Here is a 22,062-nt window from a genome sequence, read left to right as displayed (position 1 = left end):
GCCGAAAGCAAGCTAGATTAGCAGAACTGACAGTATCGTTTTAGAGGGCTAATATAAGATCGCTTACAGTGCGCTTTTGCATGAACCTGTGCAACCAGATAATAAAAAAATCCCTATCAAATACATAAAAAAAGAAGCGGAAGACATGGGGGAGTTCTTTGAAGGGGCGTCAGCAGGAGGGCATGAAGGATATTTGGATATGCGTGTCAACTCAGTTATTAACCGAGATGGTTTTTTTTATATGGGGCTGGTCTGTCTCTTTATTTGGTGGGCGTTTGATTCTTTTGCTCTGTCGCATATGCAAAACGAGCTCTTTCGCCAGATATTGACCTACGGTGGCTATGGTCTATTTTTTGCCCTGTCTTTTGGAACCTTGTTTCGTCCTTTAGCTACGCCTGTACGCTTTCATAAAAAAAACCAAGAAGTCTATGTGTGGCACAAAAAGGTCCTTTACCGAATTCCTTGGGACGAATGTGAAATGTCTATTTGTGTGGCGAAGCAAAACGAAGGGTACCGAGGTTTACAGGATGGTTATCAGTTCAATCTCTGGCTTAACCCGAAACACGCGGTAAATAAAGATCTAACAGGACAATCCCATGAGCCACTTAATATGATGCACAACATGAATCACCATACTGTTGTTTATGGCTATTGGGAATACGTGCGTCGTTATATGACAGGCGAGGAACCTCTTTATATAGAAATGAGTGAAAAATCACGAACTCCGAGGTTTAGTAAGAAAGTAGCGACTGAAAAAGGCTACATTAAGGCTATCCTTATTTTCGTTCCGGCTATTCCTATTATGCTCTTAGTTAAACCCAATTCCATGGCACTACTAACCCCCTTCAAAGCAAAATGGCCAAAAGAAGTCCACGAATGGACGGGCGAGCGGTGCGACTGGCATTAGTTTAATGAAAAAATTGATAAATCTAAGTCAGCTAGTTTTTCGCTAGCTGGTTTATTTGTGTCGTTTATCTGGGAATAGTTAAGACAATAACCCCCTCTGTCATATTAAATCACCATAGACGATAATAAGTTTGCCTTATCCTTTTGGCGTAACCAAACAGAAATAGAAGAATTTTATTTGGAGCAAACCGCCCTATGAGCAAGATAAAGCAAGTCAGTAGTAATCTCTGGGTTGGGCCTAGCATGATGGGGGTTACTCCTCATTTTAAAAGAACTGAACATGCCATTAAATACTATCCGAAAGGTGAGTCATTAATTCATGATCCGTTGCAACCGGGTAATAAAAAACCTTCTTTGATATACAAAAATAAAGAGACAGAAGATTTGGGAGAAGTTTTTGAAGGGGCTTCCGCTGGCGGGCATGAGGGATATTTGGACATGCGTGTCGACTCAGTTGTGAACCGAGGTGAAGGCTTTTACATCATGGGTATTATCGGCATCTTGTTTTGGTGGTCGTTTGAGTATTTTGTGTTGTCGGCTATACAAGACGAGCTAATTCGCGATATCAGCATTTACAGCGGCTACGCTTTTTTTGGTATCGGAGCGCTCATCTGTTTGTTTCGTACCCTGCATACACCGGTACGCTTTCATAAAGCGAATCAAGAAGTGTATGTGTGGCACAAAAAAGTGTTATATCGCATCCCATGGGATGAATGCGAGCTGTCCATTCGTGTCGATAACCGTAATATAGGGCTTAAGGGTCAGCAAGATGGTTATCAGCTTACACTTTGGCTTAATCCGAAACATGCGATAAACAAAGATCTTACCGGACAAAAACATGTACCGCTGAACATGTTTCATAATATGGATCATCATATTCCTCTATACGCCTACTGGGAGTATGTACGCCGTTATATGACAGGGGACACATCTCTTTATATAGAAATGAGTAAAGAACCGAGAGTGCCTGGATTTAATACTGAAATGGCCAAGAGGGTGGGTTATATCAAAGCTATTTTTCTTTTTGTAATAATGACTCCTTTTGCTTTTTTGTTTAAGCCAGCAAAAATGGCTCTTTTAAGTCCTTTTAAAGAAAAGTGGCCAGCAGAAGTTCATGAGTGGACCGGCGAACGGTGCGACTGGCATTAGTTTCGTGAGCAGAATGATAGATTTAAGTCAGCGAGTGTTTTCTCCATCTGGCTTTTTTGTGCCAGTTTGACCATCGAGGTGGATGAGAGCACGTTAGCTCCGCAGCTCAAACGCGACCCAACCACTATAGCCTATGACAAAGAGCATAATCGCAATCCGAGATACTGGCGTGACATGACAGACGACGAGTTTAAGCAAAAGATGGACGAGATCGAAAAGGCTCAGAAAAACATCCCAGCGATAGGTAAGCCAATCGATATCTTCAAAGGCCCTGACTCCACAACAAGCAAAAAACACAATCGGAATAAGAAGAAGTAGCCAATGGAACTTATGGATAGGGATGTTTCTGAAACGCCTAAAAATGGGCAAAACGACTCGCAGGCAGCACAAGATCATCGTTCCGTAAGTGAATACCAAGACTCAGCTTATAACTCAGAGGATTTCCCGCCTCAGAAGCCACCCCAAGAGCAGGGCTTTTTACGCCGCATGATGACCAGTGGCAAACCTTTTTCGTTTAGTCAAACAACGGACAGCATCACCGTCTATGGTCTGGATCAGATTACACCTTCCGAAATGGCCCAGATAGCCGCCACGAAGCAACAGAAGGTGTATTGGGATGAGCAGAGTCTCAACGGAGAGGGCTTAACAGGCTGGTCTCAAGTGTATGCCATCGTTGTTAGTATTACTAATGGCGTCCTATTCATGCTATTGCCTTTGGCATATATACTTTTTTTATCAGGACTCGTTTTTGGTGAGGGAGGAATCGTTTTTGGTTGGAATGATGGAATGTCTGATATTTTCTGGGGACTTACTTTGTACGTGACCTTACCTTGTTTTCTTATTTACCTTCACTACAAACTATTGCACGCGGGTTATATGTTTTTAGCGCCGTTTTTACGTCCAAGCCGGATATTTGAGTTAAACCGCACTACGGGTATGGTGACCTTATTTAAAAAGAATCAGCCTTTTTTTACTCATCCCTTTATCGAGTTCGATTGTGTATTGATGTCGTCACCGACTCAGCAAGGCTTTTTAAATTACTCGTTAACTTTAATTCATCGTTACCGTGATTATTCTGTAGGCGTGCCGATTAGCGGCTCCATGGGGCCCAATCATAAAGTGATTGAATACCTTCGTTTTTGGAACATGGTGCAGCGCTACATGGACATCAGTCAGCCTCTGCCAGATATTTTGGTATTAGAGCCAGCTCGTCAACGTGACCCAACCACTATAGCCTATGACAAAGAGCATAATCGCAATCCAAGGTATTGGCGCGACATGACGGATGAAGAGTTTAAGCAAAAGATGGACGAGATCGAAAAGGCTCAGAAAAACACCCCAGCGACAGGTAAGCTAATCGATATTTTCAAAGGGCCCGATTCCACAGCAAGCAAGAAACATAATCGGAATAAGAAAAAGTAGAGGCATAACGGACTTGCTGGAGGGCTTTAATGTTGCCATGCAGAAAAAAGTTGAAACCCGCTCTCGAGTCGGTATTTCCCATGACTAGGAAGTTAAACCGTTAGGCGACCGACAAGTCCCAATCCTCGCGCAATCGGATGGCCCAGACAGCACCGTTTATTTTGTACAACACGAGTTTCCTTATCCAGCGCTCAGAATAGTCTTATCTTTCGTTTACAATCTACCTAGCACGAGGCAATAAGATTAAACGGAGTGTCTGTGTGAAAGTTGTGCATTAAATACTGAAAGGAGGCGGGTTATTGCGAAATTTGGTTGCGTGCTTGTTTTTTTTAATGATAGTTGGTGATCATCGTGGTGGTTAAACAGGGTCATTGAGTCAATAAGCTATTATTTAAACTTATTAAGAATCGTCGTTTCAGCCTGAGCTATTAATTTTAATACTCGGTTTATTTTATACCTGTTCATCAAATCGTCACGGCTGACTTTTATGCTTTGGAAACCATTCCAATAACCCATATGTGCGAGCATATTAAAAAGGCAAACAATGATGGATAAAATCTGGTTAGCAAGTTTGATTTCTGTGTGTGTTTTATCTGGTTGTACGAGCAATGGTTCGACAATAGAAAATTCTAACTTTGTGGCGAACTTTCCGAAGCAAGGGAGCCCATTACCCTATTCGGTATTGCGTAACGATCTTGTGGATGCAAAAACCAATCAGCCATTTGAAATTCGCAATGGTGGTTTTGGATCGGCAATGGTAGGGAATCCAAATCAAGCGAATCAGTTTTATGCGTTAACCGATCGCGGTCCAAATGCAGATTACAGTGGTGATTATGGTAAAGGAAAGAGTTTTCCTGTGGCCGATTACACGCCTCGTATTGGTTTATTTGAAGTGTCGCCAAACGGTGCTATTACCATGGTCAAGAGTATTCTATTAAAACGACCTGATGGTAGTTTGATTTCTGGCCTTCCCAATACATCGGCGTTGGGTGGCACAGGTGAAACACCTTATCACGCTGACGGTAGATTGGTGTTAGAAGACGACAGCAAGCCGTATGATAAAACGACCAACCCTATTAAGCTGGACGATTATGGCCTAGATGGCGAAGGCTTGGTTGCGCTTAAAGACGGTACGTTTTGGGTGAGTGATGAATATGGCCCTCATATCGTACATTTTGATGCTAACGGCGTCGAAATTGACCGTATTAATGCTTTTAAAGACGATAGTCGGGTGAAGTTTCATTTGCCTGCGGAATTTCAACATCGCCGTGCTAATCGTGGCATGGAAGGTTTAGCGATTACACCAGATGAAACCACCTTGGTGGGCATTATGCAATCGACATTGACGAACCCCGATAAAGCAGCGCATAAAGGCGATTTGACTCGTATTATCATGGTGAATTTGAATAATGGCCATACTGAGCAGTATCTGTATCGCCAAGAGAAAACGGAGAATTCCAATTCTGAAATTTCCGCGTTAACGGCTAACCAGTTTTTGGTGTTAGAACGTGATGGAAGTTTTTTACTTGGAGGTCCTGATGGTACATCAAAGGCTAAGCCGAATGCTCAAAAACAGGTTTATCGTGTTGATCTAAGCACGGGAACACCGCTTTCGACAGTGCCTCTATCCTCTTCTATTAAGCAAGATGAAAGCCATGGGTTGATGATTGATGGGCTGACCCTTGAGCAATATGTACAGAATAACGGTTGGGATGCGTTAGCGGCAAAAGGGATTAAACCTGTCAGCAAAACCTTGGTGGTTGATATGGTGAAGGAAGTGGCTTATCCACACGATAAGATGGAAGGTTTATGGGTGATTGATAACAATCATCTTGGGGTACTAAACGATGACGATTTTGCGACTTGGTCAACCAAAGACAAGTTAGAGCAAAAGTACATCGATGTTAATACCATTGACTCCAATCAGCTTTATATTATCAAGGCTGACCTTATGGGGACTTCTCATTAACTAAGATGAGATGCGCTTAACATAAAAAAAGGGCGCATTTACTCTAGGCGTCCCTTTTTTGTTTTTTCAGATCTTCTGTGTAAAGCAAGATTATTGGTATAACTTGCTTATATAAGACGAAATTGTATTGCGATATTTTGTTTTTTTTCATCCAGCTATCTTATTGCTTTGTTGGCAAATATCTTGCTATGTAGTGGAACCTTTAACCCTATAGAGTAAAAATCGTGGATATTTTTCTATCTGCACATCAAGAGACCATGAAGCGTGTTATGAAAGGAGTCAGACGCTATGATCATGGTTTAAAGTCATTGAGTATTTGGTGGGAAAAAATCGCCCTAATTGGCAAAATAAATAGCTTCGAAGTAGCCTCAACTATTTTAAAAGACATGGATGATACATTGGCTCAGTTTAATCATTTACAGAGCCGGCTGGTTGAAAGTCTCATTAACGAGCATACGCGTAAAGTGCTGTTACAAAATATCTCCTGTTGTCAGATGGCGATTGATGTTCTGATTCGTAATCTTTTCGAACGAACAGCGGACATAGGTTTTTTATCGACGGACTACGATGTGGTTCGTTTTTTAAAAAAAGCACATATAAATGAAGAGGATAGGCTTTCCATTGCTAAACATTTACATGCCTATGTCAGTATTTACTCGGTTTATCAAGATGTGATTTTGTTAAAGCCTGATGGGGAGTTAGTGTTTCAGTTGAACCAGCCTACACGGAGTGGACAAATCAGGGACTCTTTTATCCAGCAAGCTGTTCGATTACCTAATCAGTATGTGGAATATTTTGGCGCCACTCAGTTGATGGAAAAGTCGCAGGTTAATCTTTTGTATGCCAATGCTGTGGTTGAAAATGATGCTGTGATTGGCGTGCTGGTGCTTTGCTTTCGTTTCCGGAATGAGTTGGAAGGCATTATGGGACGCCTTTCGTCAGCTCGACAAGAAAATCCTCTTTTGCTTATAAATGGTGCTGGAGAGGTGTTGTTTGCACCAAAAATGTACCATCAGCAGTATTCATCAACTTTGTCATTAAAAACAGCATTACAAATGATCACAGTGAATGGAAAAAGTGTGGTGGCAGTGTGTGCTAAAGGACAGGCTTATCAAGGTTACGCAGGCCCGGAAAATTGGCGCGTGACGGCTTTGCTAGCGGTTGAAAATCTGGACAGTGAACCCTCTCATTTTGTTAGTAATAAGAGTGAAGGTGCATCTCTCTTTTCTGATTTTACTGGGCTGATTTCTGCCGATTTATACGATATTCGTCAGTGTTCAATATCTATTAATGATGATTTACAATTAATTGTTTTAAATGGAATTATCACCGCTGCTCGAGAGAAAGCGATAGAGTTTATGCCCGTTTTAGAGGCCATTAAAAAGATTGGGCGTGATATTGATAAAATCTTTGCCGATTCTATAGATTCTCTATTTTCCACCATCATTTCTGGTCAGTTAGATGCCATTAAGTTGCAGGCGAGTTTGGCAGTTGACATTATGGACCGTAATTTATATGAGCGAGCTAATGACTGTCGTTGGTGGGGATTAAGTAGTTTGCTGCGCTCTGCGTTGTCGGCTTCACCTATTGATAAAGTTGGTCTTCAGCAGACACTGGCAAAAATACATCGACTTTATACTGTTTATCATACTTTATATGTTTATGATAAGCAGGCTTGTTATGTGGCGTTTTCCGACGCTAGATACCAGGAAAAAGTAGGTCATCGAGTGGAGCAAGGTTCTGGTGCTCAAGCGGTTTTTGGATTGAAAAACTCATATCAGTATTGTGTCTCATCCTTTAGTGTTTTTGATTGTTATAATGGAGAGTCAACCTATATTTATAATGCTGCACTGCGTGATCTGAAAGAAGAGGAAGTGATTGGTGGGATTGGTATTGTTTTTGATTCTACGACGGAATTTAAGGCAATCTTGAATGATATTTTGCCCAGAGAACAAGGCGAGGTGAAAGAGGGGGTAAAAGCCTTATTTACCTCAGACAAAGGGGTGGTGATTGCCTGCTCTTCACCAGACCATGTTGTTGGGGAGGTTTTTTGGCCAGACATTGATTCGACTCAGCTAAATAAAGAAGGTACTACGGCAACGGTATTGCGGCTTGGTGGAGTGATGTATCTTATTGGTGCAGCAAGATCGAATGGTTACCGAGAATACAAGTGTCAAGATGGCTATAAAAACCCAATTATTGCTTGGGTTCTTGTCCCTTGTTAATTTTGCCATGTGACACGGAACAAGAATCTCAGTACATTATGATGAGATCGTTATTTTTTTCTTTTTCGTTATAAGAAATATACTATGAATATGGAATCTTTATTGTCTATTGCTCCCTATCATTGGGGCTCAATTGCAACGGCAATTTTTTGCGGCGTCGTTGTCGGCTTGGAAAGGCAGCTACGTGGCAAGCCTGTCGGTATTAGAACGTCGGCGTTAATTGTTTTAGGCACTTATGTGTTTATTTCTTCCTCTATGCTTGTGGCGGTTGAGATAACAGATCCATCGCGGATTATAGGTCAGGTAATTACCGGAATTGGTTTCCTTGGGGCAGGTGTTATGTTGTCAAAAGACGGTTCTGTGATTGGTGTTACTTCTGCAGCAACTATTTGGGCTTTAGCCGCCATTGGTGTATGTATTGCTATTATTGATTCTTACGTGGCGATTAAACTATCTTTTATTGTAGTGGCTATCCTATATGGTGTGGATATTCTTGAGGGGTACTCATCGGCATTTACACGTGGGGTGCATTCCAAATATAGCCGGTGGCGTAACAAGGAATAGACACCCTTAAACATCACTGGAGGACGAAAGTAGGTTGTCGAATTAGCAATGATCTTGAAGATATGGATTGTGATGTTCTTCATCATGAGATAGCGAGACAGAAATTTATAACGACTAGTTCAGGTTGACTATTCTGAGAGTTCTACTCTGTTTCGTCCATTTTCTTTGCCTTTGTATAAGGCTTTGTCTGCTCTTTTTATAATGCTTAAGGTGTTGTCGTTATGGTCGTTGTATTCTGCAATACCAAGTGTAATAGTAAGTGGTAATTTGAAATCACTGAAGGCTTCTTTTGATACTAGGTTCCTTAACTTTTCGGCAATTAACGCAGCGTCACCTTGAGAGGTATTGGGTAGAATGATGATAAATTCTTCGCCACCAAATCGGGCAATAAAATCTTTGTTTTTTAGATTGCTTTTAAGTAAATTGCCTATGTCGATTAAACATATATCACCAATATCATGTCCAAACATGTCATTCACTTTTTTAAAATAATCGACATCAATTAAAATAACACTTAAGGGAGATGTTGTTACTCGAGCTTTATCCAATTCTATACTAAAGTAGAGGTTTAATCCTCTTCTGTTCAAAAGACTGGTTAATGGATCTTGAGTGTTTTCTTCATTTAATTTTTTTGTCAGTTCCGCGTATTTTCGTAAGAAGAAATGAGCAAAAAAAGCACTAAAAATAATCGCTGTGGTTAACCAAAAACCACGATCAAGGGATTTTTCTACGGAATATACCTCTTCTGTCAGATCGGTAATAAGGTGTCCAAACACTGTCGCAAACAGAGTACAAATTACAAGAATGACAGTGATCGCAATAGACTCTCTGGCGCCACCTATTAACGCTGCAAAAATAGGATAAAGAGGCAAAAAATAGGCGACTTGGCTATTTACTCCACCGGATATGGCGAGTGTTGGCATGATAATGATAAGAGCGACAATAAGTGAAAGGGTTATCTCCCATTTTGGGACAAGATGAGCTCTGACGACAGCATAGAAACTAATGGTCAGGATGAGATTTACCACAGCTGACCATAGAAAAATGTCAGATAAATGAACAAATAGTGGCCTGATAACCAAAGAAAAAGCCAAGGTTAATATGGACAGTTCTATGATACGTAAAGTCAGCGTATGGTTAAGCTGGGTCTGTGCACTGTTTGGCATAATTTTCTGTGGGATCCTGTTCTTTGCCGTTAATTCGTCTTTGGTAACACATTGTAACAACCCGTAGCCTACCCAATTTACTGTTCATTTTGCTTTTTTAGGGTATGAAAAAAGACAAAATCTAGCAAGTTTCTTATCCACCTATTTTACCAAACAAATAACCTAGAACTATATGCTAAATTGTTTTCTTTTTTGTTCTATGTTGTAAGAGGTGTTCTATGTGCTTAAAGAGTCGTATCTTCGTATTTTTTACCGTTTTGTGTGGATCAATGACATCGCCCTTAATGGCGGCAACATTTGAGGTTCCTCGGTCGTTTGAGATCATGTATGTTGACCTTGAAAGTGCGGGCCGATTTGGCAATGACTTTAAAGTAGACCTTGTTGAAGGTCAGCACCAGATTGTGGTACGTTTTAATAAATTATTACGCAGTGGTGGCGACACTCAGGTCTTTCAGTCCGAGCCGATTGTGCTGGATTTGCAGTTTGAAAAAGACACCTATCTTACGTTAAAAGCGCCATATATATCGACTCGTAAGCAAGCCGAAGCGAATGCCAAAAATCCACAGTTTACCATTCATGATGAGCTAAGTGGCAAGGAAATTGATTATCAACACCAAATTCTAGCAACGAAATCCGGTTTTCAAAACACACGTGATTATGTGGCAGAGATTGAGCGTTTAACAGCGAGCAATGCTTCATATAACACAATACCTTCTACTGGCCCTGCCTCTGCACCAGCCACCATGTCTCAAGACGTTGCGTTAGATATGATGAAATTCTGGTACAACCAATCCAATGATGCGACTCGCAAGGATATGCGTATTTGGATTGCGGATGATTCATACGAACCTGCAGCATCCAGTATTCAACTCGACATGTCACAGTTTTGGTTTAAAAAAGCCAATCAAGAAGATCAAAAAGCCTTTCAAAAATGGTTGATAGAGTAATGCATGGCTAAGTAGTGCCTCTGCGGATAAAAAAATGCCCAATGTTTATTGGGCATTTTTATTGGATGGTTATTTGGCTGTTTCTGCTTTTGCATTAGTAAATTTTTGGTTGAATTTGTCATTCACCCAAAGCGCCATCAAGATAATGCCACCGCCGATGGCTAATCGAAAAATATCGGCATCGCGATTCCAGAAAACCACATTGACAATTATGCCGGCTGGGATGAGCAAGTTATTTGCCACAGCCAAGGTGCCTATGTTCACCATAGTCGCGCCTTTGTTCCAAGCAAAATAACCTAAACCAGATGCAACAATCCCAAGGTAAATCAGAATACTCCATTGTAGCGTCGTTGTGGGCAGTTGTTCTGTGTTACCCATAGCGATATAACATGGAATGACCACCGCCAAGGCACCAATAAAAAACCAACCAAATACCGTGCGTTGTGGCAGGTCTGGGCGCTCTTTTGCGATTATTCGTTTATAGCCTACTTGGCCTGCGGCAAAACACACGTTGGCACACTGCACTATAATTAAGCCTTTGATGAAGCCTTCATCCACACCTTGGTAACGGATGGCGACAGCGCCAAGAATGGCCAATAATGCACTGATGGCAAAGCCAATGTTGAGACGTTTATCCAGCATGTCGTTGATGAGTGTGACATACAAGGGGGTCATTACCGTAAACAATAGTACTTCTGGAACAGAGAGATATAAGAAAGATTGATAGTAAAAGCCGTACATAATGCCAAGCTGTAGTGCACCACATACCATCAGTTTTAGGGCGATTTTTGCTTCTATTTGGCGCAGCTTCAAAAAAGGTAAAAAGACCAATGTTGCAAGGGAAACTCGCATCAGAACAGAGAACCAAGCGTCGACTTGGCCAGCAAGATAAACCCCAATTAAACTGAATGAAAACGCCCAAAGTAGGGTAACGGCTATAAGAATTGGCATGTGCATTTCTTCCATAAGAAAATTTTTGCAAAGTTTACCGATAAATTGAGCCACGGTAAATTAGTTTACTTTTATATTTATATTGGTTTACTAGTGTGCTTTTTGTATTCTATCTTCAGTCTGATCGTTTTATCTGCACAATTCAGTGGAAAGTGATTTGATTGGGGTAATTCATCTTTTCTTGACCTAATCGATGTGCTGCGTTTATCGCGGCCAACGGGAGAGTAAAACCTTGATCTAGATTAATAATTTAAATATTTATCCTGTTACCTTTTAGTCACAGACATGTTGTTTGACTAATAAGGAATCGATTATGAAAGCTATACTTCCCATTGCCCTTGTTTCTGCGTTTTGTTCCTCTGTTGCTTTAGCCCATGATGCTGGTGACATTTTTGTTCGTGGTGGTTTTGCTACCGTGATGCCAAACGAGAGCAGCGATAATGTGTTGAATACAGGTGAATTAAAGATTGATAACGATACCCAAGTTGGAGTGACTTTAACCTATATGTTAACGGAGCAATTTGGTGTTGAGCTATTAGCAGCCACTCCTTTTACTCATAAAGTATCAACAAAAGGTTTGGGCGAGGTGGCCGAAGTCTCGCATTTACCGCCTTCTGTCATGGCGCAATATTACTTCGGTCAAGCGAACAGTCAAATTCGTCCTTATGTTGGTGCTGGCGTGAATTATACGGTTTTCTTTGATGAAAAAGGCAAAGGGGCGCTAGCTGGTACGGATGTGAATCTTGATAACTCTTTTGGTTTGGCTGCCCAGATTGGCGTCGATGTCAACTTTGCGCAGAACTGGTTTGCGAACGCATCTCTTTGGTACATGGATATTAATACTGACGTGCATACTAGCGTTGGCACCATTGATACTGATATTGATCCAGTCACCTTTATGGGCAGTGTTGGTTACACCTTTTAATCTTCTTCTGTTATTAATGACAATGAAGGCTTTGATTTTCGGATCAAAGTCTTTTTTATTGGTACTTGTGAGTTTTTATATGTGAAACCTTTTATAATGTTTTATCATTTTTGAAGTAGGAAAGCCTGAATCGTGTCTGAGTGGTTAGCCAAATATGAAACGCAATTCTATGCCTTTTTAGATACTCAAAAGCACGCTGATGTCGCTCATGATCTCGCTCATATTCAGCGAGTGGTTAAGGTTGCTAGGCAATTGGCCTGTGAGGAACAAGCCGATTTAGCGGTAGTGATACCCGCGGCGTATTTGCATGATTGTGTGTCTTTACCCAAAGATCATGCGCAGCGGCATTTAGCTTCAACGTTGGCAGGAGACAAAGCCGTTGCTTTTTTATCTTCAATTGCCTACCCAGAAAAGTATTACGACGCCATTCATCATGCGATTCGTGCTCACAGTTTTAGTGCCATGATCGATCCACAAAGCCTTGAGGCTAAAATTGTGCAAGATGCGGATCGTTTGGATGCATTAGGTGCGATAGGTATCGCCCGTTGTATGCAGGTGAGTGGTGCATTAAATAGAACCTTATATGCCTCGGATGATCCCTTCTGCGAGGAGCGTAAGCCTGATGATGCTCGTTATTCAATCGATCATTTTTACAATAAGCTGTTTCAGATTGCGGACAGTTTAAATACGCCTTCGGCCAGGTTGGAAGGCAGGAGGCGTGAAAAAATAATGCGCACTTTCTTAGAGCAATTAGCGTTAGAAATCTAATGACATATTGCTTGTGTAAAACGCATTATGCTTTGTGATTGATCGTATTTAGGTTAGAAAGCATTTTTTCACCGATGGTCAAAAAATGCTTCAGCTCTTCATCACTAATATTTGCCCTCATATCTTTAAGAACCGCTTGATCGGCACTGGCTAACTCTTGATAACACTGCCTTCCATGTGGCGTTAATTTGAGAAACTGACTGCGTTTATCCATCGGGTTTGGCATTTTGGTCACGAGCGACTGATTTATCAACTCCTGAACCAATCGAGTGATTTGACCCTTGTCTTTCTCTGTTACGTCGGCAAGATAATTTGCCGTACAGTCTTGTGTATCGTGAATATTCTTTAAAATCATGAAATACATTGGAGATAGGGAAAGCTGCTTTTCCTTCATGATGTTTTTCATAGAGGTTTTTAATCCGCTAATTGTGTTCATGAAGAGTGTCTGTAGCGCTGATTCAGTACTATGCATAGTGATTTCCATGTTGTTGACAAAGTCAACTTAATTCAATATAGTTGACTAAGTCAATTAGTTTTCGATTCTTATCTTATCATTCCTTGGATGTGCATCTATGTCAAAAAAAGTGCAAAAAATAGCAATCATTATTAGCTTTGTTGTTGTCGTTGGTGGATTTTTAACCTTCTTAATGACTTGGCGAAATATAGGTTTTTCGAATCATTTCCTTGGTGCTTGGCTGTCGTCATTCGCTTTGTGTGTTTTGTGTATTGCACCAATTGGTGGTGTGATTGCTCTTGCGACGAATAGTCTTGTTAATAAAGTGTTTTACACTTTGTCTATGATGCAAAAAAATATTGTTTTCGGGCTTATCATGGCAGTAATCATGGAGTCCATTATGGCTATTGTAACGACAATAAACTTGCATGGTTTTCTTGTTCTAAATGAGTTTGTTGCTTTGTGGGGGGCGACTTTTATTTCTGCGTTACCGGCAGGGTTGGTTATTTCTATTCTTATGTCGCTTGTGATTAAGCCAAAGCTGGCTGTGTTTTGGGCTAAAGCTTGATTGGCTTCCTAGTATGAAAGCCAGTAGAAACAGACGATTCGCTAAGAGGTCATCTCATCATATCCATCGTCTGTTATGGTTGTCATGGTGTCAATGACGGTTAAGCAAAAAGCAGATAGCAGTTGCCTTGTTCCATTCCGACAGTGGCTTTCTTTAATTGACTGCCTTGGCAAGGACCTGTAATGCATACACCATCTGAAGGTGAAAAAAGAGCACCGTGGTGGTGACACTGAAGATAATCGCCCTCGTCGTCAAGTATAGACTCAGAAGACCAGTTAAGGGGTTTGTTTTGGTGGGGGCACAGGTTTTCGAAAGCTATAATCTGTCCCTGTTGTTTCGTGACTAAGAAAGTAGACTGTTCGACAGTGATATTGAGCGCTTTGCCTTCTGGAAGGTCGTGCGCGTTCGGTATTAGATATTTATTAAACACGTGATTACCGCACTTTTTTATGATGAATGTTGTTTATTCCAACAGAATTGCTGCTTTCCATAATCATGCGAACTAAGAGAGATTACGATTATAGCGATACTCTTAGTGGTGTTTCGTCCAATTCTGTTGCCGACTGAGCTGGTGAAATTCAGGAAAATGTCAGTTAAATAAACTTTCCGTGATCAAAGACTCTAAAGTGCTATCACTCACGAGTCAATATGCAAGAATTAAGTTAGTTGTTTTTCGAGCGTTGCTTGCTGACATCAAGCTCCTTATAATTGTTAGTTATGACTAAAAAAACGCCTGTAAAGCCTTCGTCTAAGTCCTCGACACAAAAGAAAAAAAAACCTAAATCTTCTTTATTGAAGAGAATGTTTAGCATCCTTTTTAAATGGGGGCTCATTGCTACTTTAGTTGGCAGCATTCCCTTCTCAGCTTGGGTGTGGTGGTTGAATGGACAAGTGGTGAGTCGTTTTGAAGGGCAGAAATGGCAAGTGCCTTCCGAAGTCTACAGTGCCCCTATTGTTTTGCGTAATGGCGCACCTTGGAATAAGCAAGATCTTGAAGATTTATTGGAAGAGACAGGGTACCGATTTGGGCGTAACAGTCAGAATGTTGGTTGGGCTGCCCGTAGCCAGACAAAAGTAAGCGCCCATTTGCGCGCCTATGTTGACCACTTAGGTTTTCATCAAAGTGAAAGGCGCATTTTCTCGTTTCAAAATGGACGTTTGGTCATACAGGCTCTGAATGGTGACGAAATTGCGGAAGCGAGAATTGAACCTCAGCGTATTGGCTTTTTGTATGGTGGTAATACAGAGAGTCGCCAAATTTTGGCCTATGATGACATTCCCAAGCCTTTAATGGATATTTTGATTGCCGTTGAGGATCAGGATTTTTATGAGCATTGGGGAATTTCGTTGACTGGTATGGCTCGCGCCATGGTGGTGAATTTTACTCATGGTTCACGACGTCAAGGAGGCTCAACCTTGACTCAGCAGTTAGTGAAAAACATGTATTTGACTTCTGAACGGACATACACACGTAAGTTGACAGAAGTGGTAATGAGTATCCTGCTTGAATACCATTATTCAAAAGAAGCCATTATTACTGCCTATATGAATGAAGTGTATTTGGCTCAGCTGGGCAACAGTGCCTTACATGGCTTTGCCGCTGCGAGTCAGCATTTCTTTGGTCGCCCTCTAAATGAATTAAACATTGACGAGTTTGCCTTGCTAGTGGGCATGGTGAAAGGTCCTTCTTTATACAATCCCGAACGCTCTCCGAAACGCGCGAAAGATAGACGTAATATGGTATTGGCGGTATTGAAAAGCCAAGGGCGTTTATCCGATGCAGATTACAATCGTTTAATAAAACAGCCTCTTCGCCTTGCTAGCAAGAAAAAAGAGCGTTCGGTATTTGGCGATTATTTAGATTTGGTGGCTATGCAGCTGTCCAGAGATTTTGATGAAACCACCTTGGCAACCAAGAATTTACGAATTTACACTGGTGTTGATATTCGAGCCCAGCGTGCAGCAAGTTTAGCCATGCAGCGCCAAGTAGGGATGTTAGAAAAGCGAGACCCTAAACTAAGGGGGTTGCAAGGTGCTATGGTGGTAACAGACAGGCTGTCAGGTCAAGTTCGCGCTGTTGTGGGATCAAGTGGTCAAGTTTACACGGGATTTAATCGAGCATTAGGGGCAGTTAGACCGATCGGTTCATTAGTGAAACCACCGCTGTATTTATCAGCATTAGCCACAGGTCGTTTTACTTGGTGGTCCAAGATCGAAGATAAAAAACTGCGTTTTAATGTAGGTGGGAAAACGTGGGAGCCTGAAAATTACGACAGACAGACCCATGGGGAAGTGCATCTTTATGAAGCCATGGCAAAGTCCTACAACTTGGCGACGGTATCCTTGGCGCAACAAATAGGCTTTGATCGAGTTGGTGATACTTTAAGGCAGCTGGGTGTGAAACGACCATTTACCATGCATCCTGCTGTGGCTTTGGGATCGTTGGAGTTATCGCCGTTTGAAGTGTCACGCTTGTACCAGCCAATAGCATCGCAGGGAAAGAGCAGTGAGCTTGGTGTTGTACTTGCTGTGATGGATCAGAATGATCAGCTCATGAAGCGGTTTGATCAGCACAATGATGTGCCTTTCACTGATGCTGTGTTGGCTGTTACCTTGGATGGAATGACAAAAACGCCAAAAATTGGCACAGCACGGGCGGCTCAAGCGGCTTTTCCAAATTTAAACTTTGCTGCCAAAACGGGAACCACCAATCAACAAAAAGACAGCTGGTTTGTTGGTATTACAGGCGATTATTCTTCTACGGTGTGGTTGGGCGATGACGACAACGTGCCATTAAGTATCACTGGCAGCAGTGGGGCGCAAAATGTTTGGATAGACTTTACTCGTCATGTTAATCCAATATCTTTACCTGAAAACTTGCCTGATGGTGCTGCACATTTCAATGTATTAGACAGTCAGTTTGAAATTGCCGCTGATCGTTGCAAAGAGAAGACGAGGTTAGCCTTTATTCTTGGTACTGAGCCAAGAGACAGTAGCTCATGTTTTTGGCCTTTTTAGCTGGCCGTTTATGAAAGGTAAAAAGAAGATTGATAATTCTTTTATTCTTATATAGCCTTTTAGGTTGTTGAAAATAAAAAGGTTACTGTTTAGGTCGATCTTTACTGAGCATTTTAGGTGCCTTTACGGAAGTAGGATATTAGACAATATAGGAGATTAGTTGTCGTACTGAGAAGACGTATTAGGCTCTTCTTAGAAATAACACCACCTTGATACTTAAAAGAAAAATGCTTTTGGTTGTTTTAATTTTATAGGTAATGGAGTGGCGCGGCTATGCGGCTTTACACATATACAGTTAGCTGTTTTTTGGCAGCAACTTTTTTTAATGCTGGCATGGCTTTGGGCGCAACAAATTTGCCTTTGACTTCTTCCTGCCACGCGCTTAAAGCTTCAGGCAACTCTGAGTATCCGCCTTTCTTATGGCGAGAGAATGAGACATCAACAGAACTTCGCGGTGTAAATCGCCTTGTTATAGATGAGCTTAGCCGACGTATTAATATTCCTATCACATTGGTTCACGCTGGACCTTGGTCTCGAGCCCAGACAGAAGTGAAAAATGGTCGTATCGATTTAATGGCTGGGGCGTTCTATACGAATGAGCGTGCTGATTATATGGATTACTTCACCCCTGTGATACTGCATACGACAAGTGTTGTCTGGCAGCGCAAAGATAAAACCTTCCCCTTTAGTAAAAAAGAAGATTTAAAAGGTAAGTGGGGAGTGACGGTCATTAACAACAGTTTTGGTCAAGAGTTTGATCAATATGCTCAGCGTAACTTGAATATTTTGGCCGTGTCCAGTCTAACCCAAGCGTTGCGTATGCTTGAGGCTGATAGGGTAGATTACGTTTTGTATGAAAAAAGCCCGGCCCATGCTTATGCCACCATATTGGGATTGTCTGATTCTATCGTGGCGGCAGTGCCGTATATTAGCAGTGAAGGTTTGTATCTGACGATGTCCAAAAAATCACCTTGTAATGAGAGCGGTATCAAGCTGCGTATTGCGACAGCTCTGCAAGAAATGAAGCAAGATGGTTTTACTGAGCAAGCATTGATTAGTGGTGTTCAGGAATGGGAGGCTCATAGTCGCATTAGTGTGGTCATGCCTTAGTTATGCCGAGAACAAAGAAGGGAGAAGCAGGGTTACCTCGCTTCTCCCTTCTTTTTGTTAGCGATTTAACAAGGACTGGTAGAGATCAACCCACTGATCTGTAACGGCTTCCCAGCTGTAGTCGTAACACATGGCATTTTGCTGTTTCTGTTGCCAACGATTGCCATCATAGAAGCACGCCATACAGCGCTCCATGGCCAATTTTAGGGATTCTTCATCGGCTTCTTTAAAGACAAAGCCATTGTCTTTGTCGCCCTCTTCAAACACGGTATCCGCTAATCCTCCCGTTTGTCTTACAACGGGTAATGTGGCGTATTTTAAGGCGTAAAGTTGTGTTAGCCCACAAGGCTCAAAACGTGAGGGTATGAGCAGGGCATCGATACCCGCTTGTATTCGGTGAGAGTAATCTTCGAAATACCCAATGCGAACGGCGACTTGTTGCGGGTATTTCTTTTGTAATTCTAAATAGCCTGATTCTAAATACTTGTCGCCTGAACCCAGTACAATAAGTCGAGCGCCTTTTTCCAACAAAGCAGGCATGACTTGCAAGACAAGGTCTAATCCTTTCTGTTCTGTCAGTCGACTAACTACGCCAAATACGGGGTAGTTAAGGTCTTCTGACAAGGAATTTTCCCGCAATAAAGCAAGCTTGTTTGTCTGCTTTAAATGAAGTGTGTCTATGCCGTAATTTTGCGGGATGAGGGTGTCTTTTTCTGGCGACCATTGGTTGTAATCGACGCCGTTGAGGATGCCACTTAATTTGTCTTGCATCGCTCTTAGGGTACCGTCTAGACCGTCTCCATATTCAGGCGTGAGAATTTCTTGTGCATAGGTTGGACTGACCGTGGTAATCGCATCGGCATACACTAAACCTGCTTTAAGTCCTGAGAATCGACCATAAAACTCCATGCCATGCATGCTTAGGAGTTCTGCTGATAAGTGTGTGTCTGAAAATTGATTCATATCAAAACTACCGTTATAACGTAAATTATGTACGGTGGTTACAATAGGAATGTGGTTTACTTTCCAACTTTTAAGATAGGCCGCTGCAAACCCTGTTTGCCAGTCGTTTAGATGAAGGATATCGGCTTGCCAATCTATTAGGTTTCCATGCAAAGCCAATGTTGCAATAGCCCATGAAAGGGCGGCAAAACGTAAGTGATTGTCTTGAAAGTCGACACCGTTTTTGTCAACGTAGGGTCCATCTTCGCGTTCGTAAAGTGCTTGGCATTGTAATAGCCAGATTGGTGTGTCATTGTCAGGAATGTGGGTTTCAAGTAACAGTAAATCTCCAACGCCAAATGGATTTCCTAAGTTGATACTCTTTTGAATAGGCGCTACTTTATTTAGTATGCCTTGATACGCTGGCATGATAAGTTTGATATCGTGGCCTTTGTTTCTTAACGCGACAGGTAGTGCGCCAGCCACATCGGCTAATCCACCTGTTTTGATTAGGGGGTAAATTTCGGAAGCAGCAAAGAGTATTTTCATTATTAGTCATCTTATTGATTTGGAATAATGATCAGAGTATACCTAAATAGGACTTCAAATAGGTGTGTTGATAAAAATTTTAAGGGCATCACATGGATTTAAATACGGCGCGTATGAAAACTTTGTCCATTATCCTAGCCGGTGGACGTGGTTCAAGATTAAGACAACTAACGGATAATCGTTCTAAGCCCGCAGTGCCTATTGCGGGTAAATATAAAATTATTGATTTTCCTCTCTCCAATTGTATTAACTCAGGTATGCGTCGTATTGCCGTCCTAACTCAGTATCGCTCTCATACATTGAATCAGCATGTACAAAGAGGTTGGAATTTTCTGCGATCAGATTTTAATGAATTCATTGAGCTATGGCCTGCTCAGCAGCAGACAGGTAGTGACTGGTATCGTGGGACAGCCGATGCTGTTTATCAAAATTTAAGTATGATAGACGGTTTAGACAGCGAGTATATTTTGATTCTTGCTGGTGATCATGTGTATAAACAAGACTACAGTTTGATGCTGCAGGATCATATCGAAAGTGGTGCAGATGTGACCGTTGCGTGTATCGAAGTCCCTCTAAAAGAGGCTGATCAGTTTGGTGTTATGCACGTAGATGAAAACGACAATATTATTGCGTTTGAAGAGAAGCCTGCCAATCCGCCGACCATGCCAGGTAAGCCAGATGTCTCACTTGCAAGTATGGGAATCTATATTTTTAATACTAAGTTTTTATCAGAGAATTTGCGCTCAGATGCAAGCGATGACGACTCAAGTCATGATTTTGGTAAAGACCTAATTCCTTTGTTTGTTGGACGTTGTAAAATTAAGGCGCACCATTTTGCTAACAGCGTGATCAATAACAGTAGTTATCCAGATAAACCCTATTGGCGTGATGTAGGGACTTTAACTGCCTATTGGGAAGCCAATATGGATCTTACTCGATTGGTTCCAGAATTGGATTTATACGATGAAGAGTGGCCCATACGTACTGCGCAGTATCAACGACCTGCAGCGAAGTTCAATTATAATTATGAAGAACGCATTGGTACGGCATTAAATTCGGTTGTGTCGGCTGGTTGTATTGTGTCTGGCTCAACGGTCGAGCAATCCATTTTATTTAATAATGTTCGAGTGAACTCGTATTCTCATGTGAATAAGTCGGTTATATTGCCTCGCTGCGACATTGGTCGGCATTGTCGTCTCAGCAAGGTGGTAGTGGATTCTGATTGCCACATTCCAGAAGGTACGATAATTGGTGAAGACCCTGTTGCAGATGCGGCGCGCTTTTACCGAAATTCTGATGGTATTACTTTAGTGACGCAAGAGATGATAGAGGCGTTGTCTAAGTAGTACTTTCTAAAGGCATGACTGTTGATTTAGTAAAAAGCCGCTCATGTCAGCGGCTTTTTTGTGCGTTTGAAAAAGTGTTGTCTTATTATCTTGTGTGCCAATGCCTTGTAAAATGCTGAATTGGACGCATTAGTAGGGTTTCGCTTTTAGATTATTGAATAGAAAATTGGTTATCCCCGTAACCTGTGGATAACCCTATTGGTGAATCTTTGATAACTTACGCAAAACCAGTCGGTATGCAGCTTTGGACATTGGTGTTCATTTCTTCTTCAGTCTTTCATTTGGCGTAGCGCACTGGGTAAATATGTTTATATTTTCACCTACTAGTAAGGAGGTTTTATGTTTACGGGTATCGTTCAGGGAACCGCGGCGGTAAAAACGGCCGATCAAGTTGGTCGTAACAAGCGATTAGAAGTGGTTTTTCCAGCTGGCGTTATGTTGGGGCAGCAGCTTGGGGCAAGTGTGGCTATTAACGGCGTTTGTCTTACTGTTGCCGAAATTGGTCATGATGTTTTGACGTTTGATGTCATTGATACCACGTTAGCATTAACCAATATTGGTCTTCTACAGGTCGGCGATACAGTCAATTTTGAACGCGCCGCTAGGATGGGGGATGAAATTGGTGGGCATGTTATGTCTGGTCATATTATGACGTCTGTTGCTGTATCGCGAATTGAAAAAATTGAAGAAAGTGTCCATATCCGCTTCACGACAGATCGTCAGCATGAGGTGGATGCAAGACGTTATTTATTCGATAAAGGTTATGTGGGTCTAAACGGTGCGAGTTTGACGATCAGCGCTATTGGTAATGATTGGATTGAAGTGTCTTTGATTCCAGAAACCTTGAGATTAACGACCTTTGGTATGTTGTCGTTAGGAGATCGGGTGAATCTCGAAATCGATGCGCACACTCAGGCAACCGTCGATACCGTTGAGCGTATCTTGAAGCAAAGAGGGATTGTTTTGCCTTAAATCACTTTCGAACGGATTTTGGAGGTTAATTCTTCTTGGTTTTGAAATAAATGGAGTCCTTGCCCAATTTTCGGTAGAATGCTCGCCAATTTCTATCCTGAAAACGTGTTG

General features: G+C 41.7%; 20 protein-coding genes. 15 read left to right on the top strand and 5 right to left on the bottom strand.

Annotation, left to right across the window (positions count from 1 at the left end):
• The first annotated feature begins 76 nt into the window (after positions 1-76).
• The 7 genes from DK187_RS14520 to DK187_RS14490 all read left to right on the top strand — a co-directional run bounded on the left by DK187_RS14520 (position 77) and on the right by DK187_RS14490 (position 8,235).
• Entirely contained in the window at positions 77-907 is an 831-nt protein-coding gene (locus DK187_RS14520; protein WP_111608069.1) for a DUF6708 domain-containing protein, read from the top strand.
• A gap of 194 nt (positions 908-1,101) precedes the next feature.
• Positions 1,102-2,055, top strand: a complete 954-nt coding sequence (locus DK187_RS14515; protein WP_111608068.1) for a hypothetical protein — start codon at positions 1,102-1,104, stop codon at positions 2,053-2,055.
• A 66-nt stretch (positions 2,056-2,121) separates the two neighbouring features.
• The gene (locus DK187_RS14510) at positions 2,122-2,373 is read left to right on the top strand and encodes a hypothetical protein (protein WP_223232309.1); all 252 of its coding nucleotides are present in this window, start codon (positions 2,122-2,124) and stop codon (positions 2,371-2,373) included.
• Between the two features lie 3 nt (positions 2,374-2,376).
• The gene (locus DK187_RS14505; protein ID WP_111608067.1) at positions 2,377-3,477 is read left to right on the top strand and encodes a hypothetical protein; all 1,101 of its coding nucleotides are present in this window, start codon (positions 2,377-2,379) and stop codon (positions 3,475-3,477) included.
• 544 nt (positions 3,478-4,021) lie between these two features.
• Positions 4,022-5,446, top strand: a complete 1,425-nt coding sequence (locus tag DK187_RS14500) for an esterase-like activity of phytase family protein (protein ID WP_111608066.1) — start codon at positions 4,022-4,024, stop codon at positions 5,444-5,446.
• A gap of 269 nt (positions 5,447-5,715) precedes the next feature.
• Positions 5,716-7,671, top strand: a complete 1,956-nt coding sequence (locus DK187_RS14495) for a hypothetical protein (RefSeq protein ID WP_162623526.1) — start codon at positions 5,716-5,718, stop codon at positions 7,669-7,671.
• A gap of 84 nt (positions 7,672-7,755) precedes the next feature.
• On the top strand, positions 7,756-8,235 hold the full coding sequence (locus DK187_RS14490; protein WP_111608064.1) for an MgtC/SapB family protein: 480 nt from the start codon (positions 7,756-7,758) through the stop codon (positions 8,233-8,235).
• Positions 8,236-8,363: 128 nt separating this feature from the next.
• Here DK187_RS14490 and DK187_RS14485 read toward each other — a convergent pair whose 3' ends face one another.
• Complete coding sequence (locus tag DK187_RS14485; protein WP_111608063.1) at positions 8,364-9,401, bottom strand: GGDEF domain-containing protein; 1,038 nt, start codon at positions 9,399-9,401, stop codon at positions 8,364-8,366.
• Between the two features lie 269 nt (positions 9,402-9,670).
• Here DK187_RS14485 and DK187_RS14480 point away from each other — a divergent pair, with 269 nt between their 5' ends.
• Entirely contained in the window at positions 9,671-10,348 is a 678-nt protein-coding gene (locus DK187_RS14480; protein WP_229676502.1) for a YccT family protein, read from the top strand.
• A gap of 69 nt (positions 10,349-10,417) precedes the next feature.
• Here DK187_RS14480 and DK187_RS14475 read toward each other — a convergent pair whose 3' ends face one another.
• The gene (locus tag DK187_RS14475) at positions 10,418-11,299 is read right to left on the bottom strand and encodes a carboxylate/amino acid/amine transporter (protein WP_111608061.1); all 882 of its coding nucleotides are present in this window, start codon (positions 11,297-11,299) and stop codon (positions 10,418-10,420) included.
• A gap of 313 nt (positions 11,300-11,612) precedes the next feature.
• Here DK187_RS14475 and DK187_RS14470 point away from each other — a divergent pair, with 313 nt between their 5' ends.
• Together DK187_RS14470 and DK187_RS14465 are read left to right on the top strand one after the other, a co-directional pair.
• Complete coding sequence (locus tag DK187_RS14470) at positions 11,613-12,224, top strand: OmpW family outer membrane protein (RefSeq protein ID WP_111608060.1); 612 nt, start codon at positions 11,613-11,615, stop codon at positions 12,222-12,224.
• Between the two features lie 132 nt (positions 12,225-12,356).
• The gene (locus DK187_RS14465) at positions 12,357-12,992 is read left to right on the top strand and encodes an HD domain-containing protein (RefSeq protein ID WP_111608059.1); all 636 of its coding nucleotides are present in this window, start codon (positions 12,357-12,359) and stop codon (positions 12,990-12,992) included.
• 25 nt (positions 12,993-13,017) lie between these two features.
• Here DK187_RS14465 and DK187_RS14460 read toward each other — a convergent pair whose 3' ends face one another.
• Positions 13,018-13,386, bottom strand: coding sequence for a MarR family winged helix-turn-helix transcriptional regulator (locus tag DK187_RS14460; RefSeq protein ID WP_162623525.1), 369 nt, complete (start codon positions 13,384-13,386; stop codon positions 13,018-13,020).
• Between the two features lie 178 nt (positions 13,387-13,564).
• On the opposite strand from DK187_RS14460, the gene DK187_RS14455 reads away from it, so the two are divergent.
• Entirely contained in the window at positions 13,565-14,014 is a 450-nt protein-coding gene (locus DK187_RS14455) for a DUF2798 domain-containing protein (protein WP_111608057.1), read from the top strand.
• A 100-nt stretch (positions 14,015-14,114) separates the two neighbouring features.
• Here DK187_RS14455 and DK187_RS14450 read toward each other — a convergent pair whose 3' ends face one another.
• The gene (locus DK187_RS14450; protein ID WP_111608056.1) at positions 14,115-14,444 is read right to left on the bottom strand and encodes a Rieske (2Fe-2S) protein; all 330 of its coding nucleotides are present in this window, start codon (positions 14,442-14,444) and stop codon (positions 14,115-14,117) included.
• 371 nt (positions 14,445-14,815) lie between these two features.
• Here DK187_RS14450 and DK187_RS14445 point away from each other — a divergent pair, with 371 nt between their 5' ends.
• The gene (locus DK187_RS14445; protein WP_223232310.1) at positions 14,816-17,032 is read left to right on the top strand and encodes a transglycosylase domain-containing protein; all 2,217 of its coding nucleotides are present in this window, start codon (positions 14,816-14,818) and stop codon (positions 17,030-17,032) included.
• Positions 17,033-17,305: 273 nt separating this feature from the next.
• Positions 17,306-18,142: a substrate-binding periplasmic protein gene (locus tag DK187_RS14440; RefSeq protein ID WP_111608054.1), complete on the top strand. Its 837-nt coding sequence runs from the start codon at positions 17,306-17,308 to the stop codon at positions 18,140-18,142.
• 57 nt (positions 18,143-18,199) lie between these two features.
• Here the strand turns inward: DK187_RS14440 and glgA are convergent, their stop codons facing one another.
• Positions 18,200-19,633 carry a glycogen synthase GlgA gene (gene glgA, locus DK187_RS14435; RefSeq protein ID WP_111608053.1) on the bottom strand — a complete coding sequence of 478 codons (1,434 nt, stop codon included), beginning with the start codon at positions 19,631-19,633 and terminating at the stop codon, positions 18,200-18,202.
• 92 nt (positions 19,634-19,725) lie between these two features.
• Here glgA and glgC point away from each other — a divergent pair, with 92 nt between their 5' ends.
• Positions 19,726-20,979 (top strand): glucose-1-phosphate adenylyltransferase, encoded by a 1,254-nt coding sequence (gene glgC, locus DK187_RS14430; RefSeq protein ID WP_111608052.1) that lies wholly within the window; start codon positions 19,726-19,728, stop codon positions 20,977-20,979.
• A gap of 339 nt (positions 20,980-21,318) precedes the next feature.
• The gene (locus DK187_RS14425) at positions 21,319-21,951 is read left to right on the top strand and encodes a riboflavin synthase subunit alpha (RefSeq protein WP_111608051.1); all 633 of its coding nucleotides are present in this window, start codon (positions 21,319-21,321) and stop codon (positions 21,949-21,951) included.
• Positions 21,952-22,062 lie beyond the last annotated feature (111 nt).

The sequence above is a fragment of the Marinomonas arctica genome, from assembly GCF_003259225.1.
GTDB lineage: Bacteria > Pseudomonadota > Gammaproteobacteria > Pseudomonadales > Marinomonadaceae > Marinomonas > Marinomonas arctica.
This window is presented reverse-complemented; position numbering and strand designations above follow the sequence as displayed.

Coding starts and splice junctions, on each gene's coding strand:
- DK187_RS14515 (WP_111608068.1), top strand. CDS start 1,102: ATGAGCAAGATAAAGCAAGTCAGTAGTAATCTCTGGGTTGGGCCTAGC.
- DK187_RS14505 (WP_111608067.1), top strand. CDS start 2,377: ATGGAACTTATGGATAGGGATGTTTCTGAAACGCCTAAAAATGGGCAA.
- DK187_RS14500 (WP_111608066.1), top strand. CDS start 4,022: ATGATGGATAAAATCTGGTTAGCAAGTTTGATTTCTGTGTGTGTTTTA.
- DK187_RS14495 (WP_162623526.1), top strand. CDS start 5,716: ATGAAAGGAGTCAGACGCTATGATCATGGTTTAAAGTCATTGAGTATT.
- DK187_RS14490 (WP_111608064.1), top strand. CDS start 7,756: ATGAATATGGAATCTTTATTGTCTATTGCTCCCTATCATTGGGGCTCA.
- DK187_RS14485 (WP_111608063.1), bottom strand. CDS start 9,401: ATGCCAAACAGTGCACAGACCCAGCTTAACCATACGCTGACTTTACGT.
- DK187_RS14480 (WP_229676502.1), top strand. CDS start 9,671: ATGACATCGCCCTTAATGGCGGCAACATTTGAGGTTCCTCGGTCGTTT.
- DK187_RS14475 (WP_111608061.1), bottom strand. CDS start 11,299: ATGCCAATTCTTATAGCCGTTACCCTACTTTGGGCGTTTTCATTCAGT.
- DK187_RS14470 (WP_111608060.1), top strand. CDS start 11,613: ATGAAAGCTATACTTCCCATTGCCCTTGTTTCTGCGTTTTGTTCCTCT.
- DK187_RS14460 (WP_162623525.1), bottom strand. CDS start 13,386: ATGAAGGAAAAGCAGCTTTCCCTATCTCCAATGTATTTCATGATTTTA.
- DK187_RS14455 (WP_111608057.1), top strand. CDS start 13,565: ATGTCAAAAAAAGTGCAAAAAATAGCAATCATTATTAGCTTTGTTGTT.
- DK187_RS14445 (WP_223232310.1), top strand. CDS start 14,816: ATGTTTAGCATCCTTTTTAAATGGGGGCTCATTGCTACTTTAGTTGGC.
- DK187_RS14440 (WP_111608054.1), top strand. CDS start 17,306: ATGCGGCTTTACACATATACAGTTAGCTGTTTTTTGGCAGCAACTTTT.
- glgA (WP_111608053.1), bottom strand. CDS start 19,633: ATGAAAATACTCTTTGCTGCTTCCGAAATTTACCCCCTAATCAAAACA.
- glgC (WP_111608052.1), top strand. CDS start 19,726: ATGGATTTAAATACGGCGCGTATGAAAACTTTGTCCATTATCCTAGCC.
- DK187_RS14425 (WP_111608051.1), top strand. CDS start 21,319: ATGTTTACGGGTATCGTTCAGGGAACCGCGGCGGTAAAAACGGCCGAT.